Annotated in this window: 13 protein-coding genes; 5 read left to right on the forward strand and 8 right to left on the reverse strand. The window is 72.3% G+C overall.

Going from position 1 to position 16,052, the window contains the following annotated elements; all coding sequences use genetic code 11:
* Positions 1 to 2: 2 nt before the first annotated feature.
* Positions 3 to 1,133, reverse strand: a complete 1,131-nt coding sequence (gene sucC, locus BMW85_RS20570) for an ADP-forming succinate--CoA ligase subunit beta (protein WP_091083603.1) — start codon at positions 1,131 to 1,133, stop codon at positions 3 to 5.
* Positions 1,134 to 1,222: 89 nt separating this feature from the next.
* On the opposite strand from sucC, the gene BMW85_RS20575 reads away from it, so the two are divergent.
* The 3 genes from BMW85_RS20575 (at position 1,223) to BMW85_RS20585 (ending at position 3,672) form a co-directional block, all read left to right on the forward strand.
* Positions 1,223 to 2,512 (forward strand): MFS transporter, encoded by a 1,290-nt coding sequence (locus BMW85_RS20575; protein WP_143082347.1) that lies wholly within the window; start codon positions 1,223 to 1,225, stop codon positions 2,510 to 2,512.
* Positions 2,513 to 2,664: 152 nt separating this feature from the next.
* Positions 2,665 to 3,399: a GntR family transcriptional regulator gene (locus BMW85_RS20580; protein ID WP_091084097.1), complete on the forward strand. Its 735-nt coding sequence runs from the start codon at positions 2,665 to 2,667 to the stop codon at positions 3,397 to 3,399.
* Positions 3,400 to 3,489: 90 nt separating this feature from the next.
* Positions 3,490 to 3,672, forward strand: a complete 183-nt coding sequence (locus BMW85_RS20585; RefSeq protein ID WP_143082348.1) for a hypothetical protein — start codon at positions 3,490 to 3,492, stop codon at positions 3,670 to 3,672.
* Between the two features lie 37 nt (positions 3,673 to 3,709).
* Here the strand turns inward: BMW85_RS20585 and BMW85_RS20590 are convergent, their stop codons facing one another.
* From BMW85_RS20590 to BMW85_RS20620, 7 genes are all read right to left on the reverse strand, one after another.
* Positions 3,710 to 4,690, reverse strand: coding sequence for a TerC family protein (locus BMW85_RS20590; RefSeq protein WP_091083610.1), 981 nt, complete (start codon positions 4,688 to 4,690; stop codon positions 3,710 to 3,712).
* Complete coding sequence (locus BMW85_RS20595; RefSeq protein WP_091083613.1) at positions 4,687 to 5,178, reverse strand: hypothetical protein; 492 nt, start codon at positions 5,176 to 5,178, stop codon at positions 4,687 to 4,689. The genes BMW85_RS20590 and BMW85_RS20595 overlap by 4 nt, the downstream gene beginning before the upstream one ends.
* Positions 5,178 to 6,668: an Nramp family divalent metal transporter gene (locus BMW85_RS20600; protein WP_245774958.1), complete on the reverse strand. Its 1,491-nt coding sequence runs from the start codon at positions 6,666 to 6,668 to the stop codon at positions 5,178 to 5,180. The genes BMW85_RS20595 and BMW85_RS20600 overlap by 1 nt, the downstream gene beginning before the upstream one ends.
* Before the next feature lie 80 nt (positions 6,669 to 6,748).
* Positions 6,749 to 8,863, reverse strand: coding sequence for an acetate--CoA ligase family protein (locus tag BMW85_RS20605; RefSeq protein ID WP_091083618.1), 2,115 nt, complete (start codon positions 8,861 to 8,863; stop codon positions 6,749 to 6,751).
* Entirely contained in the window at positions 8,864 to 10,087 is a 1,224-nt protein-coding gene (frc, locus tag BMW85_RS20610; protein ID WP_091083620.1) for a formyl-CoA transferase, read from the reverse strand. It abuts the gene before it with no gap.
* Positions 10,088 to 10,112: 25 nt separating this feature from the next.
* Positions 10,113 to 11,783, reverse strand: a complete 1,671-nt coding sequence (locus BMW85_RS20615) for a thiamine pyrophosphate-binding protein (protein ID WP_091083623.1) — start codon at positions 11,781 to 11,783, stop codon at positions 10,113 to 10,115.
* A gap of 90 nt (positions 11,784 to 11,873) precedes the next feature.
* Positions 11,874 to 13,022, reverse strand: coding sequence for a molybdopterin molybdotransferase MoeA (locus BMW85_RS20620; protein WP_425434351.1), 1,149 nt, complete (start codon positions 13,020 to 13,022; stop codon positions 11,874 to 11,876).
* A 111-nt stretch (positions 13,023 to 13,133) separates the two neighbouring features.
* Between BMW85_RS20620 and BMW85_RS20625 the strand changes: the two genes are divergently transcribed.
* Complete coding sequence (locus BMW85_RS20625) at positions 13,134 to 14,111, forward strand: 2-dehydropantoate 2-reductase (RefSeq protein ID WP_091083627.1); 978 nt, start codon at positions 13,134 to 13,136, stop codon at positions 14,109 to 14,111.
* A 38-nt stretch (positions 14,112 to 14,149) separates the two neighbouring features.
* Positions 14,150 to 16,051 (forward strand): molybdopterin oxidoreductase family protein, encoded by a 1,902-nt coding sequence (locus BMW85_RS20630; RefSeq protein WP_091083629.1) that lies wholly within the window; start codon positions 14,150 to 14,152, stop codon positions 16,049 to 16,051.
* Position 16,052 lies beyond the last annotated feature (1 nt).

Below are 16,052 nucleotides of genomic sequence, written 5' to 3' on the forward strand. Positions count from 1 at the left end.
TTTCACGCTCCTGCCGCGAGCCGGGCCGCCGTGGCGGCGGCGGCGTCCATCGTGGAGACCTGGCGGACGGCCGGGTGCCGGGCCTGGTCGAGGATGCGCCGGCCCAGCTCGGCGTTGTTGCCGTCGAGCCGTACGACGATGGGCCGGCCGTGGCCCCGCTCGCCGAGGAGCTCCAGCGCGGTGACGATGCCGTTGGCCACGGCGTCGCAGGCGGTGATGCCGCCGAAGACGTTGACCAGCACCGAGCGCACGTCCGGGTCGGCCAGGATGATCTCCAGCCCGTCGGCCATCACCTGCGCGGAGGCGCCGCCGCCGATGTCCAGGAAGTTCGCCGGGGCCGCGCCGGCGCCGGCCACCACGTCCAGCGTGCTCATCACCAGGCCCGCGCCGTTGCCGATCACGCCGACCGTGCCGTCCAGCTTCACGTAGTTGAGTCCCTTGGCGCGGGCACGGTCCTCCAGGCCGCCGGTCGGCTCCTCGGCCTCGCGCCGGTGCCGGAAGGCGGCGTTGTCGTCCAGGGTGACCTTGCCGTCGAGCGCCACGACGCGCTGGTCGGTGGTGCAGACGAGCGGGTTGACCTCGACCAGCAGCGCGTCCTCGGCGACCAGCACCCGCCACAGCCGTTCCAGCACCTCGGCGGCCTGCTCGGGCAGGCCCGCCCCGGCCGCGAGCAGCCGGGCGGCGTCGGCGTCCACGCCCTCGACCGGGTCCACGGGGAGCCGGACGACGGCGCCGGGGTCGCTCGCCGCCAGCTCCTCGATCTCCACGCCGCCCTGGCCGGACACCATCGCCAGGAAACCGCCCTCGGCGCGGTCCACCAGGAAGGCCGCGTAGTACTCCTCGAAGGGCACGGTCGCGGCCTCCACCAGGACGCGGCGCGCGCGGTGCCCCTTGATGTCCATCCCGAGCACGCGGGCGGCCTCGTGCTCGGCCGCGACCGGCCCCGCCGCCGGCCTGATCCCGCCCGCCTTGCCTCGTCCACCGGTCTTGACCTGGGCCTTGATGACGACGGGCGCGTTCAGGTCGGCCGCGATCGCGCGGGCCTCGGCCGGGGTCTCCGCGACCGCGCCACGCGGGACCGGGATGCCGTGCCGCCTGAAGAGCTCCTTCGCCTGGTACTCGTACAGGTCCATGCGAGCCTCCTTTGTGTACGGTATACCGTATGGAATATTCTCCGTCCAGGGCTCGACATCGGGCGAATGAGCGGGATATTCCATACAGTATGGAGAATGCAATCCGAGACTGGCGTGGCCGCGCGTACCTCCCCGGGCCCGTCCCCTCCGACCGCACCCGCATGTTCCGGCTCGCCCTCGCCGCCATGGCGGCGATCAGCCCGCTCCAGTACGGCTTCGCCGCCCTCCTCGCCCGCGAGGGCGCCGGCCTGACCCTGCTCGCCGCGTGGATCGCCGCCCAGGCCGCGGGCGCGCTGCCCGCCCTCCGCCTGGTGCGCAGCGGCCGCCTCGGCGTCCGGCCCGCGCTGGCGGCGGGAGCGGCGCTGAGCGCCGCCGGCCTCGCCACCGCCGGGCTCGCCTGGCCGCTCGCCCTCGCCGGGTACGCGCTGCTCGGCGGGCTCGGCGCGGGCCTGGTCTACGGGGTGTGCTGCGAGGTCGTCGCCTCCTGGTATCCGGAGCGGGCCGCCGCCCGGGTCGGGCTGATCACCGGGGCCTTCGGCTACGGCGCCGTGCCGCTGCTGGTGTGGGCCGGGCTCGCTCCGGGGGCGACGCCGGCCGCCTTCGTGACCGCCGCGGCCGTGGCCGCCGTCGTCGTCGGGGCGGCGGCGCGGGGCCTGCGCGCGGCTCCGGCGCTGTGGTGGCCGGAGAGCCTGGATCCGCGTACGCACGCGCTGGACGCGGCCCGGCTGCGGATCACCCCCGACGCCGCCCGCCAGTTCCTCCTGCCCCAGGCGCTGCGCACGCGCGCGCTCCCCGCGCTGGCGCTCATCCTGACCTGTGCCGGGGCGGTGTCGGTGTTCGACGTGATCGTGGTGGCGGCGACCGGGGCGTGGGCGGCGGTGGCGCTGCTGGTCGCGCTGAACGGCGCCGGGCGGTCGCTGGCGATGCGCTGCTCCGAGCGCTTCGGCCGGCGCCGCACCCTGGCCGCCGTCCTCGGCTCGCTCGCCCTCGGCCAGCTCCTCCTCGCGGCCGGAATGACGACGGGGGCCGGAGTGGGGGGCACGGCGGGGATCGGGGCCGCGGCGAACCCGGCGGGCGAGGCCGGGCACGGGGTGCTGCTCTGGCTCGGCGTGGTCGCGGCCGGGCTCGGGGGCGGGGCCTTCTACCCGCTGCTCGCCAGCCTGGTGAGGGAGTTCTTCGGGGTCGAGCGGCACGGCGAGATCCACGCCGTCGTCTACAGCGCCAAGGCCCTGGCGGGGGTCGGCGCCGCCCTGCTGGCCGCCGCCGCGCTGTCCGCGCCCTCGGCCGCCCTGCTGGCCGCCGCCGCGCTGGCGGCCCTGCCCGCGCTGGCCGCGCCCCGCCTGCGCCTGCCCGGCCTGCCCGCCACACTCCCCGTCTGAGGCCACGCGAAAGCCGATATGGCCTCTGCGCAGGCACTCTGTGACGAGGCTCACGGGCCGCGTCCGTGCCGCGAACGGTATGCTGTAGGCAGTCGACCAAAAACAGCGAAACGCCCGAACCCGTACGATACGCAGTTCCTGGAGAGGTGACCATGTTGCTGTCGGAGCAGGCCGGTCAGCCGGCGGCCACCAAGATCCAGCGCCCCGCCACGCTGCGGGAGAGCGTCATCGAGGCCATCCAGGAGCTGATCGTCTCCGGCCAGCTCAAGCCCGGCCAGCACCTGGTCGAGAGCGAGCTGGCCGATCTCCTCGGCGTCTCCAGGCAGCCGGTCCGCGAGGCCCTCCAGCAGCTCAGCGGCGAGGGCTGGGTGGACCTGCACCCCGGCCAGGGCGCGTTCGTGCACGTGCCCACCGTGGAGGAGGCCGACCAGTTGCTCGCCGTCCGCGCGCTGCTGGAGACCGAGGCGGCGCGCCTCGCCGCCCTCCACGCCGGCGAGGACGGCGTGAAGCGGCTGCGCGACCTCTGCGCCCGCGGCATCGCGGCCGTGCGCGCCGACGACGTGGACGCCGCCGTGGCCACCAACTCCGAGCTGCACGCCCTGGTGACCGCACTGTCCGGCAACAAGGTGCTGGCCGAGCTGACCAGCCAGGTGGCCAGGCGGGTGCGGTGGTACCACACGCCGGTGGCCCGCCAGCGCGGCATGGCCTCCTGGGAGGAGCACACGAGCCTGATCGACGCCATCGAGGCCGGCGACGAGCGCCGCGCGGCGAAGGTCATGCGCGAGCACACCGAGCACACCCGCGTGTCCTACATGGAGCAGCGGGAGAAGGAGCCGGTCCAGCCCGCACCCAAGCCGGTGCGCCGGCGCCGCCGCACGGCCGGCTGAGTGCCGCTTGACCTGACGTTCACATCGCGACACCCGCCCAGAAACACCTCCGGCGGAGGATGGGGCGGCACGGATGGGAGGTGCATGACCATGAGAGCGTTCCTGCGCTTTCTCCTCACGGAACCGGCGGGCTCGCCGTCGGACGGCCGGGCGATCGGCCTCGGGCTGAGCACGGCCCTGCGCAGGCAGGGCTCGGCCGACGACGCCGAGCGCTACCTGCGGCTGTGGGCCGCCGCCGCCGGGCACGACGTCCACGAGAGCCCGCGGCACTGAGCCGCGGCGGAGGCGGCACGCCCCCGCCGCGGCCGGATCAGCGCCCCGACGCCTGCTCCACCGTCTCCCGTTCCCTCGCTCTCCTCGCGTCGCGGGCCGACTTGACCAGGCTCAGCACCGTCGTCACCGCGAGGGTGCCGACGATGACGCCGAGGGAGACCAGGATCGGCACCTCCGGCGCCCAGGGCACGCCGTCGTGGTGCAGCGCCTCCATGATGAGCTTCAGCCCGATGAAGGCGAGCACCACCGACAGCCCCTTGCTCAGGTAGACGAGCCGGTCGAGCAGCCCGCCGACGAGGAAGAAGAGCTGCCGCAGCCCCATGAGGGCGAAGGCGTTCGCGGTGAACACCAGATAGGGCTCCTTGGTGAGCCCGAAGATGGCCGGGATCGAGTCGAGCGCGAACAGCAGGTCGGTGGTCCCGATGGCGACCATCACGATCAGCATCGGGGTCACCAGCCTGCGCCCGTGGTGCACGGTGAGGCGGGCGCCGTGGTAGGTGTCCGTGGTCGGCAGCACCCGCCGTACGGTCCGCAGCGCCAGGTTCTCGGAGAACTCCGCCTCCTCCTCGTGTCCGATCAGCTTCCACGCCGTGTAGACGAGGAAGGCGCCGAACACGTAGAAGAGCCAGTCGAAGCGCTGGACGGCGCCCGCGCCGGCCGCGATGAACGCCCCGCGCATGACCAGCGCCAGCACGATGCCGATGAGCAGCACCTTCTGCCGGTACTCCCGCGGCACCCGGAACCTGCTCATGATCAGCAGGAACACGAAGAGGTTGTCCACGCTGAGCGAGTACTCGGTGATCCACCCGGCGAAGAACTCCCCGCCGTGCCCGGGGCCGGACAGCAGGAGCAGCCCGGCGCCGAAGGCCGCGGCCAGTCCGACGTAGAACGACACCCAGGCGACGCACTCGCGCATCGACGGCTCACGCGGGTTGCGGGACACCAGCCAGAAGTCGAACGCGAGGACCACGGCGAAGCCACCGATGGTGGCCGCCCAGATCCAGAAGGGCAGGTTCACCGCCTGCTTCCCTTCTTTCCTGCACGCAGCGTCGTGGCGTACCTGACGTAGACGGCGAGCAGCTCGGCCGCCAGCGGGTTGACGGCCGCGCGGTGCGACAGCCAGTACGGCATGAACCGCTCGTGCAGCCAGACGAAGCCGATGGCGAAGCCGAGGCCCACCATGGCCTGGTAGGCGAGGAAGGGAAGCACGCCGTCGTTCATACCCACCCCCGCCACGCTCTCCTGGAGCAGCCGGGACAGCGGGAAGGCCGCCATCCAGTAGAGGCCGGCCGGCCCGAAGGTGCCGGGCCGGAGCACGCCGTGGCCGACGAGCACGCCGAACAGCCCGCCGAAGAGGGCGAGCGGCGCGGCCAGCGCCAGGGCCGCCTGCGCGGCCAGTCCGGTGGGCGCCCCCGCGAAGAGGGTCAGCCCACCGGCCATGGCGCCGGCGACGGCTCCGATGGACGCCCCTGGCAGGGCGAGCTCGAAACTGTGCCGTCGCTCCATCAGCCCACGACCACGCCGTAGGCGAAGAGGCTGTAGAACAGCATGCCGAGGTAGAACACCGCGCCGAAGCCGATGATCACGTTCGACCACCACCTGGGCCTGATCGGCTTGGGCAGCATGCGGTTGTTGACCAGCAGCAGCGTCACGCAGTACGCGCCCATCGCGAACGTCGACAGGAACGCCAGCGTGTCCAGGATCCCGCTCGGCCCGTCGGCGGGGCCGAAGAGCAGGATCAGGATCCCGAAGAGGATCACTCCCCACAGGAAGATCGCGTACAGCTTGGACATGCCCAGCTTCTTCGCGCCGGGGATGAAGTGGAAGGTCATGTCCGCCTGGCCGCGCGAGAACGAGTCGAACAGGCCGAGTGTCGCGTTCAGGCCGATCAGCGCGATGAACCCGAGGAACACGACCCCGAGAACCGAACTGCCCGCCGAGGAGACGGCGTTGGACATCGCGGTCAGCGCCACCTCTCGGTCGTCGCCCTGAATGACCTGCCGCACGCCCGGGTCGATCCGCACCGCCGCCTGCGCGATCACCGTGAAGGAGATCGTGACCAGCATGGTGATGCCCCAGAACAGCAGCAGCGCGTCGAAGGTGACCCAGCGCCGCCAGCCCTTCCACTTCGCCATCTCGGCCGGGTCGGAGGTGTCGAACATGAACCCGCGGGCGGGCCGCTCCTCCTCCTCGCCGGCGTGCCGCAGGCCGCGGATCTGCGGCTGGTGCGCGCCCATGCCGGCCCCGGAGTCACGCAGGTGCAGGGTGTACCACATCTGCTGCATGCCGGACGGCCCGGCGAACGCGCACGCCCCGACGATGACCGGGAACCACGCCGCCGACATCGCCTGCGGCGGCAGGTAGCCGAAGGAGAACATGCCGGTGATCGTGGTCACCACGTCGCTCCAGGAGCCGACCATGGCCGCGACCACGGCCGTGCCGAGCACGAGCGCGCCGATGAGCAGCGACAGCACGTTCTCCAGGAGGTTGTAGATCACCTTGGCGAGGGTGAAGACCACGCCGACGAGGATCAGCCCCGCGATCGCGGTCACCATCCACGGTATGCCGGTGATCTCCTCGAACGCCGCCGCCCCCGCCGACAGGTGCCCCGGCCAGATGTAGACCGCGACGGCGACGACGAAGAAGAACCACATCAGCGGCTTGAACACGCGGGCCGCGCCGGAGAAGATGCTCTCCCCTGTGGCCATGGCGTAACGCGCCATCTCCAGCATGACCACGGCCTGCAGGGTCACGCCGATCAGGAACAGCCACCTGATCTCCGGCCCGAACAGCAGCACCAGGCGGGGCCACATGTACGACTCGCCCATGCCGACGCCGAGCGCGACCAGGAAGACCGTCGGCCCGAGCAGGTGCACCGAGGGCGGCGCGTCGGGGAGCTTCCTGATGGGCATCGGCTCCAGCCGGCCCGCTTTCCATACTCGTTGATCCTCGACCGGCGGCGTGGCCGTCGCCGGTGGTGTGTTCGATGTGTCCACCTACGGACCTCCTGGGGGGTGTGTTGCCTTCCTCGTGCGCCCCGATCTAGCCCCCTCGCCTCGTCCTGCTCCGCCTGGCTCTAGCGCAGCAGTCCGGCGGCCCTGGCCCAGCGGTACTTGGCGCCGAGGACCGCGACGGGCTTCTCCGTCGTGTACGGGTACGCGACCACGCCGTGCTGGAACAGGTACTCGCTGGCCTCCTCCACCTCGGTGTCCCCTGCCAGGGACGCCACGACGGGCTTGACGTTGCCCTTCTCCCTCTCCTCCGCCACCACCCGCGCGACGAGCTCGGCGAAGACCATCGGCGGCGTCACGATCGTGTGCCAGTAGCCGAGGACGAGCGCGTGGACGCGGTCGTCGCCGAGGCCGAGGCGGATCGTGTTCTCGTAGGTCGCGGGCGGTTCGCCGCCGGTGATGTCGATGGGGTTGCCGGCCGCGCCGAACGGCGGGATGTACGCGCGGAACGCGGCGTCGAGGTCGGGCGGGATCTCCATGAGCGTCAGTCCGGCGTCCACGCAGGCGTCGGAGAGCAGCACGCCGGAGCCGCCCGCCCCGGTGATGATGACGACGTTCTCGCCCTGGGGCGCGGGCATGAGGGGCAGCGCGCGGGCGTACTCCAGCATGTCGTTGAGCCCGGGGGCGCGGACCACGCCGGCCTGGCGCAGGATGTCGTCGTAGACCTTGTCGTCGCCGGCGAGGGCGCCGGTGTGCGAGCCGGCGGCCCGCGCGCCCATCGCGGTGCGCCCGGCCTTGAGCACGATGACCGGCTTCTGCCTGACCACGCGGCGGGCGGCGTCGACGAAGCCGCGCCCGTCCTTGAGGTCCTCCAGGTGCATGGCCACGGCCTTGGTGTTGTCGTCCTGCTCGAAGAAGGTCAGCAGGTCGTCCTCGTCCACGTCGGCCTTGTTGCCGACGCCGACGATGGCGGACACGCCCATCCTGGTCGTCCGGCTGAAGCCCAGGATGGCCATCCCGATGCCGCCGCTCTGCGAGGTCAGCGCGACGCTGCCGCGCACGTCGTAGGGGGTGCAGAAGGTGGCGCAGAGGTTCTCGGGCGTGTAGTAGTAGCCGTAGATGTTGGGGCCGAGCATGCGCACGCCGTGCCGCCTGGCGATCTCGACGATCTCCTGCTGCCCCTCGACGTTGCCGGTCTCGGCGAACCCGGACGGGATCATCACCGCCCCGGCCACGCCCTTCTCCCCTGCCTCCTCCAGCGCGGCGGCGACGAACTTGGCGGGGATGGCGAAGACCGCCACGTCCACGTCGCCGGGCACGTCGGCGACGCTCTTGTACGCCGGCAGCCCCATGATCTCGTCGGCCTTGGGGTTGATCGGCAGGATCCGGCCCCGGTAGCCGCCGTCGATGAGGTTGCGCATGACCGAGTTGCCGATCTTGCCGGTCTCGGCGGAGGCGCCGATGACGGCCACGGAACGCGGTTTGAAGATGCGCGTCATCTGCCGCAGGATCTCCTCCCTGGGCAGCCGGGTGACCTCCTCCGGCCGGTCGCCGACGAGGATCCGCACGTCGGCGGCCACGGCGCCCCGGGCGTCGGCGAAGACCGGGTTGAGGTCCACCTCGACGATCTCGGGATGGTCGGTGACCAGCCGGCCGACGCGCTCGATCAGCGCGGCCAGCGCCGCCCGGTCCACGGGCTCGGCCCCGCGGGCGCCGCGCAGCACCTCGGCCGCCCGGATGTCGTCCAGCATCGCGAGCGCGTCGTCGCCGGAGACCGGGGCGAGCCGGAAGGTCACGTCCTTCAGCACCTCGACCAGGACGCCGCCGAGGCCGAACGCGACGACCTTGCCGAACGTCGGGTCGGTGACCGCGCCCACGATCACCTCCAGGCCGCCGCCGACGAGCTGCTGCACCTGGACGCCGTCGATCCTGGCGTCGGGCGCGTGGGCGCGGACGCCCGCGAGGATCGTGTCGTAGCCCTGGCGTACCTCCTCGGGGGTGCGCAGGCCGACCAGCACGCCGCCCGCGTCCGTCTTGTGCAGGATGTCCGGCGAGACGATCTTCAGGACGACCGGCAGCCCGATCTTCCCGGCGAGCTCCGCCGCCTCCTCCGCCGAGCCGGCCAGCCCCTCGCCGGGCGTGGCGATGCCGTACGCCTCGCACAGCAGCCGGCCCTCGGGAGCCGTCAGCGCGGCGCGTCCCTCGGCGCGGGCCCGCTCGATCACTTGCCTGGGGTCCATTCAGATGACTCCGTTCGCCTTGAGCTCCGCCAGCTCCTCGGTGCCGACGCCGAGCCGGCCGTAGATCTCCTCGTTGTGCTCGCCGAGCAGCGGCGGGGTGCGGACCTCCACCGGCGAGTCGGACAGCTGCAACGGGCTGCCGACGGTGACGAAGTCGCCGCGCTCGGGATGCGGGACCGTGACGACGATGCCCTCCTCGCGCAGGCTCTCGTCCTCCACCAGCTCCCTGGTGGACAGGATCGGCCCGCACGGGATGTTCGCGGCGTTGAGCCGGTCCAGGACCGTCCACTTGTCGTGGCGGATCGTCCACTCCTCGATGAGCTGGAACATCTTGTCCAGCTTGGACAGCCGGGCCTCCGGCGTCGCCCACTCGGGGTCGTCGGCCAGCTCGGGCCGGCCGATGATGCCCGAGAGCGGCTGCCAGCCCACCGGCTGGACGATCACGTAGATGTAGTCGTTCGGGCCGCCGGGCGCGCAGCGCACCGCCCAGCCCGGCTGGCCGCCGCCGCTCGCGTTGCCCGAGCGCGGCACCTCGTCGCCGAACGTCCTGTTGGGGTACTCGCGCAGCGGGCCGTGCGCGAGGCGCTGCTGGTCGCGGAGCTTGACGCGGCACAGGTTCAGCACGGCGTGCTGCATGGCCACCTGCACGCGCTGCCCGCGCCCCGTCCGCTCGCGCTGGTAGAGGGCGGCCAGGATGCCGGAGACCGCGTGGATGCCGGTGCCCGAGTCGCCGATCTGGGCGCCGGTCGCGAGCGGCGGGCCGTCCTCGAAGCCGGTGGTGCTCATCGAGCCGCCCATCGCCTGGGCGATCACCTCGTACGCCTTGAACTTCGCGTACCGGCCGGTGCCGAAGCCCTTGATCGAGGCGTAGATCAGCCGCGGGTTGAGCTCCTGGAGCCGCTCCCACGGGAAGCCCATGCGGTCCACCGCGCCCGGCCCGAAGTTCTCCACCAGGACGTCGGCGTCCTTCACCAGCTCGGTGAAGAGCTGCTTGCCGCGCTCGCTCTTCATGTTGAGCGTGATGCTGCGCTTGTTGCAGTTGAGCATCGTGAAGTAGAGGCTGTCGACGCCCGGCACGTCGCGCAGCTGCTGCCGGGTGATGTCGCCGGTGGGGGCCTCCAGCTTGACCACGTCCGCGCCGAGCCAGGCGAGCAGCTGGGTGCACGACGGGCCGGACTGGACGTGCGTCATGTCGAGGATGCGGACGCCTTCGAGAGCCTTCATCTGACCGCCCTTCGCTTATGAGCCGTCACTTGTACATCGTCTGGTTCATGGTTCCGGGGGCGTAGACCTCCGGATCGACCCAGACGTTGACGATCGCGGGCTTGCCGGACTCGCGCGCCCGCTCCAGCGCGGGGCGGATCTCGGCCGGGTCGCGCACCTCCTCGCCGTGGCCGCCGAGGAGCTTGGCGAACTCGCCGTAACGGATGTCGCCGAGGGTGTTGCCGACGCGGGCGCGCTCCTCGCCGTACTTGGCGGCCTGGCCGTACCTGATCTGGTTCATCGAGGAGTTGTTGCCGACGATCCCGATGAACGGCAGGTCGAAGCGGACCATCGTCTCGAAGTCCCAGCCGGTGAGGCTGAAGGCGCCGTCGCCGAACAGGCACAGCACCTCCTTGTCCGGCCGGGCCTTCTTGGCGGCCATCGCGAAGGCCATGCCGACGCCGAGCGTGCCGAGCGGCCCCGGGTCCATCCAGTGGCCGGGCGACTTGGGCTGCACGACCTGGCCGGAGAAGGTGACGATGTCGCCGCCGTCGCCGATGTAGATGGTGTCCTCGGTGAGGAACTCGTTGATCTCGTGCACCAGCCGGTACGGGTCGATCGGCCGGGCGTCGGAGTGCTGGCGGGGCAGGCGCTTCTCGTACGCCTGGGTCTCGACCGCGCGCAGCTCGTCCATCCACGCCTTGCGCTTGGCCGCGGCGTCGCCGATCCGGCCGCTCGCGGCCTGCGCGGCGGCCGACAGCACGAGACCGGCGTCGCCGACGATGCCGAGGTCGATGTCGCGGTTCTTGCCCACCGTGCGGTAGTCGAGGTCGATCTGGACGACGGTCGCCGCCGGGGACAGCCGCCTGCCGTAACCCATCCGGAAGTCGAACGGGGTGCCGACGATGATGATGAGGTCGGCCTCGGTGAAGGCGTAGCGGCGGCTGAGCTGGAAGTGGTGGGGGTCGCCGGGCGGCAGGGTGCCGCGGCCGGAGCCGTTCATGTAGGCCGGCACGTTGAGCGCCCGGACGAAGTCGATGGCCGCGTCGGTGGCCCGGCAGGTCCAGACCTGGCTGCCGAGCAGGATGCACGGCTTCTCGGCGTGGGCCAGCAGGTCGGCCAGCCGCTCGATGGCCTCCGGGTCGCCCTGCTGCCGGGTGGAGGCCCGGTAGTGGCCCGCCTTCGGGATGCGGGCCTTGTCCAGGGGGACCTTCGCGTCCAGCACGTCACGCGGGATCTCCAGGAACGACGGCCCGGGAGCGCCGTGGTAGCACTCGCGGAAGGCCATCGACACGAGGTCGGCCACCCGTTCGGTGCTCGGCACCGTGGCGGCGAACTTCGTGATCGGGGTCATCATGTCCACGTGCGGCAGGTCCTGGAGTGAGCCCATCTTGTGCTGGCTCAGCGCGCCCTGGCCGCCGATGAGCAGCATCGGGCTCTCCGCCCTGAAGGCGTTGGCCACACCGGTCACCGCGTCGGTCGTGCCCGGGCCGGCGGTGACGACCGCGCAGCCGGGCCGGCCGGTGATGCGGGAGTGTCCGTCGGCGGCGTGTGCGGCGACCTGCTCGTGGCGTACGTCGATGACCTCGATGCCCTCATCGACGCAGCCGTCGTAGATGTCGATGATGTGGCCGCCGCAGAGCGTGTAGATCACGTCCACGCCCTCGGCCTTGAGCGCCTTGGCCACGAGATGACCGCCAGAGATCGTTTCCGACATTCCATGCCACCCTTCTCCGCGCTGTCTTCCGCATACTGCATACCGTATGAAGGCAATGGTTACTCCCTCCGGAACGGCCTGTCCAGCCCCTCAGGGCAACTCGATCAGCTCGATCCGCTCGCCGTCCCAGCCCGGAGGGACCACCGCCAGGGCGTCCGCCAGGGCCGCTCCCCACAGGGATCCCGGCCGGTCATGGCCCACGGGCACCGCGCCTTCCCGCGTCCGGCGGACCGGCACGAGCCGGGTGTCGCGGGGGTGCGAGCGTACGTCACCGCCCAGCGTGCCGGTCTCCCGGGTCGCGGGCGTCCCGGTCAGCCTGCGCAGGGCGGGGACGAGCAGCGTGAGCGCCGCGCCGAGCGCGGCGAACGGGTTGCCGGGCAGCCCGGCCACCAGCGGGCCGTGCGGCAGCCGCGCCAGCGCCTGCGGATGTCCCGGCCGTACCGCGACGCCGTCCACGAGCACGTCGGCGCCGAGGGCGGCCAGCACGCCCCGCAGATGGTCGGCGGGCCCCTTCGACGAGGCGCCGCACACCACCACGACGTCCGCCCCGCCCCTCCCCTCGGGAGGCGCCGACAGGGCGGCGCGCAGGGCGGACGGGCCGTCCGGGAGGTGGACGGTGTCCGTGACCCGGCCGCCCGCCCACTCCACCAGGCCGGGCAGGAACGGTCCGATGGCGTCACGGACCCGGCCCGCGCCGGGACGCCCCTTGTGCACCACCTCGTCCCCGGTGATCAACACCAGGACGCCGGGGCGGGGCCGTACGAGGAGGTCGTCGTGCCCGAGCGCGGCGGCGAGCCCGAGCGCGACCGGCGTCACCACCGCGCCCGCCTCCAGCACCACGGCCCCTTCGGGGATGTCCTCGCCGCGCCGCCGGATGTGCCGACCGGCCTCCGCGACCCCGTCCACGCTCCCCGCGCCGGCCACGGCGCGCTCGTACGGCACCACCGCCTCGGCCCCCGCCGGCACCGGCGCCCCGGTGGCGATCTCCACGGCCTCCCCCGCCGCCAGCGGGCCGGGATGGGCCTCGCCTCCGGCGAGCACCCGCCCGGCGAGCCGCCAGGGCCCGTCGCCGGCCACGGCGTAGCCGTCCATGGCGGAGACGTCCACGCCGGGCACGGCCACCAGGGCCCGCAGCGGGCCGGCCAACCGGCATCCGAGTGCTTCGGCCGGCGGCACCGGCACGGCTCCGAGCGGCTGCACGCTCCCGGCCGCGACGCGCCGCGCGGCCTCCCATGACATCGCTTCCACCACTGGATCATGCCGCACAAGCGTCATCCGCAAGCTCCTTGACCCGCGTTTTTCCATACTGTATACCGAATGCAAATCCGACGCGAGAACGGAGCGCGCAGCATGAAGGTCGCTGTTCTTGGCGCCGGCGCCATCGGCGCGTACGTGGGAGCCGCTCTCCACCGGGCGGGAGCCGAGGTGCACCTGATCGCCCGCGGCGAGCACCTCCAGGCCATCCGCCGCGCCGGTGTGCGGGTGCTCTCCCCCAGGGGCGACTTCACCGCCCACCCCCACGCCACCGACGACCCTGCCGAGGTCGGGCCGGTGGACCACGTCTTACTGGGCCTCAAGGCCAACAGCTACGCCTCGGCGGGCCCCATGATCGCGCCGCTGCTGCACGCGTCCACGAGCATCATCGCCGCACAGAACGGCATCCCGTGGTGGTACTTCCACCGGCTCAAGGGCCCCTACGAGGGCTACCGCATCGAGAGCGTCGACCCGGGCGGCGCGGTCACGGCCGCGCTGCCCCTGCACCGGGCCGTCGGCTGCGTCGTGTACGCGGCCACCGAGATCGAGAGCCCCGGCGTCATCCGCCACCTGGAGGGCACCCGGTTCTCCATCGGCGAGCCGAGCGGGCTGCTCACCGACCGGTGCCAGACCTTCAGCGAGGCCGCCGTCGAGGGCGGGCTGAAGTGCCCCGTCGAGCGCGACCTGCGCCGCGACGTGTGGATCAAGCTCATGGGCAACATCGCCTTCAACCCGATCAGCGCGCTCGCCCGCGCCACGATGGCCGGCATCTGCCGCCACGACGGGGCGCGCGAGCTGGTCGTGGCCATGATGCGGGAGACCGTGGAGGTGGCGGGGCGCGTCGGCTGCGACCCCGGCGTCTCCATCGAGCGCCGGCTGCGGGGCGCGGAGAAGGCCGGCGAGCACAAGACCTCCACGCTCCAGGACCTGGAGAAGGGCAAGCCGCTGGAGCTGGACGTGCTCCTCGCGGCCGTGGTCGAGCTCGCCGACCTGACCGGCGCGGACGTACCGACGCTGCGGGCGATCCACGCGGTGAGCGACCTGCTGAACGCGAACCTTGTCCGCGCGGTGTAGCTCCGAATACCGTAGCCTGTATACAGAATGGAGGGATCATGAGCTATGACCGCCTGACCCGTCCACTGGTGCGCGAGAACGGCGTGCTGCGCGAGGCGACCTGGGAGGAAGCCCTGGACCGCGCGGCCGAGGGCTTCCGCCGCAACGTCGCCGAGCACGGCCCCGACTGCTTCGCGATGTTGTCGTGCGCCCGCTCCACGAACGAGATGAACTACGTCGGACAGAAGTTCACCCGCGTCGTCATCGGCACCAACAACGTGGACTCCTGCAACCGCACCTGCCACGCCCCCAGCGTGGCGGGGCTCTCCGCCGTGTTCGGCAGCGGCGGCGGCACCTCCTCCTACCAGGAGGTCGAGGACACCGACGTGATCGTCATGTGGGGGTCGGCGGCCCGCAACGCCCATCCCATCTTCTTCCAGCACGTGCTGAAGGGCATCAGGAACGGCGCCAGGATGTTCGCGGTGGACCCGCGCCGCACCGGCACCGCCCAGTGGGCGGACCTCTGGCTCGGGCTCAACGTCGGCACCGACATCCCGCTCGCCCACGCCGTCGCCCGCGAGATCATCCACGCCGGGCTGCACAACGAGGCGTTCATCGAGCGGGCCACCGTGGGCTTCGCCGAGTTCAAGGAGTGCGTCGAGCCCTGGACGCTCACGGCCGCCGAGCAGGTCACCGGCGTGCCGGCCGCGGCGATCAGGGAGCTGGCGCACGCGTACGCCCGCGCCGACCGCGCCCAGCTCTGCTGGACGCTCGGCATCACCGAGCACCACAACGCCACCGACAACGTACGGGCCCTCATCAACCTGGCCCTGCTGACCGGCCACGTCGGCCGCTACGGCTCCGGCCTGTCGCCGCTGCGCGGCCAGAACAACGTGCAGGGCGGCGGCGACATGGGCGCCATCCCCAACCGGCTGCCCGGCTTCCAGGACATCCTCGACCCGGACCTGCGGGCCCGCTTCGAGAGCGCGTGGGGCGCCCCCATCCAGCCCCGCCACGGGCTCAACCTCACCCAGATGCTGGAGGGCATGGCCGAGGGCGAGGTCACCACCTGCTACCTCATCGGCGAGAACCCCGTGCAGTCCGAGGCCGACTCCCTCGCCTGCGCCAAGCGCCTGGCCATGCTCGACCACCTGGTGGTCCAGGACATCTTCCTCACCAAGACCGCCCAGATGGCCGACGTCGTGCTACCGGCCAGCGCCGCCTGGTGCGAGGCCGAGGGCACGTTCACCAACAGCGAGCGGCGGGTGCAGCGGGTCCGCAAGGCGCTCGAACCGCCGGGCGAGGCCCGCGATGACATCTGGATCCTGTGCGAGCTGGCCCGGCGGCTCGGCCACGACTGGGCCTACGACGGCGCCGAGGAGGTCTGGGACGAGCTGCGCTCCCTGTCGCCGCAGCACCGCGGCATGAGCTACCAGCGGCTGACCGAGCTGCAGGGCATCCAGTGGCCCTGCCCGTCGGAGGACGCGCTGGAGCCGCCGTACCTGCACGGGCGGCTCTGGGAGCACGACCCGGACCGGCGCGGCGCGCCCGCGCCGTTCGCGGTGCTGGAGCACTCGCCGCCGGTGGACCTGCTGGACGAGGAGTACCCGCTGCGGCTGACCACCGGCCGCCGCCTCGACTCCTACAACACCGGCGTGCAGTCGTCCGGGTTCGCCTCGCCGCTGCGCCGCGGCGAGACCGTCGAGCTGTGCCCCGAGGACGCCGAACGGCTCGGCGTCGCGGCCGGCGAGGACGTACGGATCACCTCGCGGCGCGGCTCGGTCGTCGCGCCCGTCTTCATCGACCCGGCGCTGCGGCCCGGCCTGGTGTTCATGACCTTCCACTTCCCCGACGACGTGGACGTCAACTCGCTGACCATCGAGGCCACCTGCCCGATCGCCGGCACGGCCGAGTTCAAGGCGGCCGCGGTCCGCGTCGAGAAGCTCGTCAAGGCCGGGTGAG

It is taken from the genome of Nonomuraea wenchangensis, assembly GCF_900111685.1.
Taxonomy (GTDB): Bacteria; Actinomycetota; Actinomycetes; order Streptosporangiales; family Streptosporangiaceae; genus Nonomuraea; species Nonomuraea wenchangensis.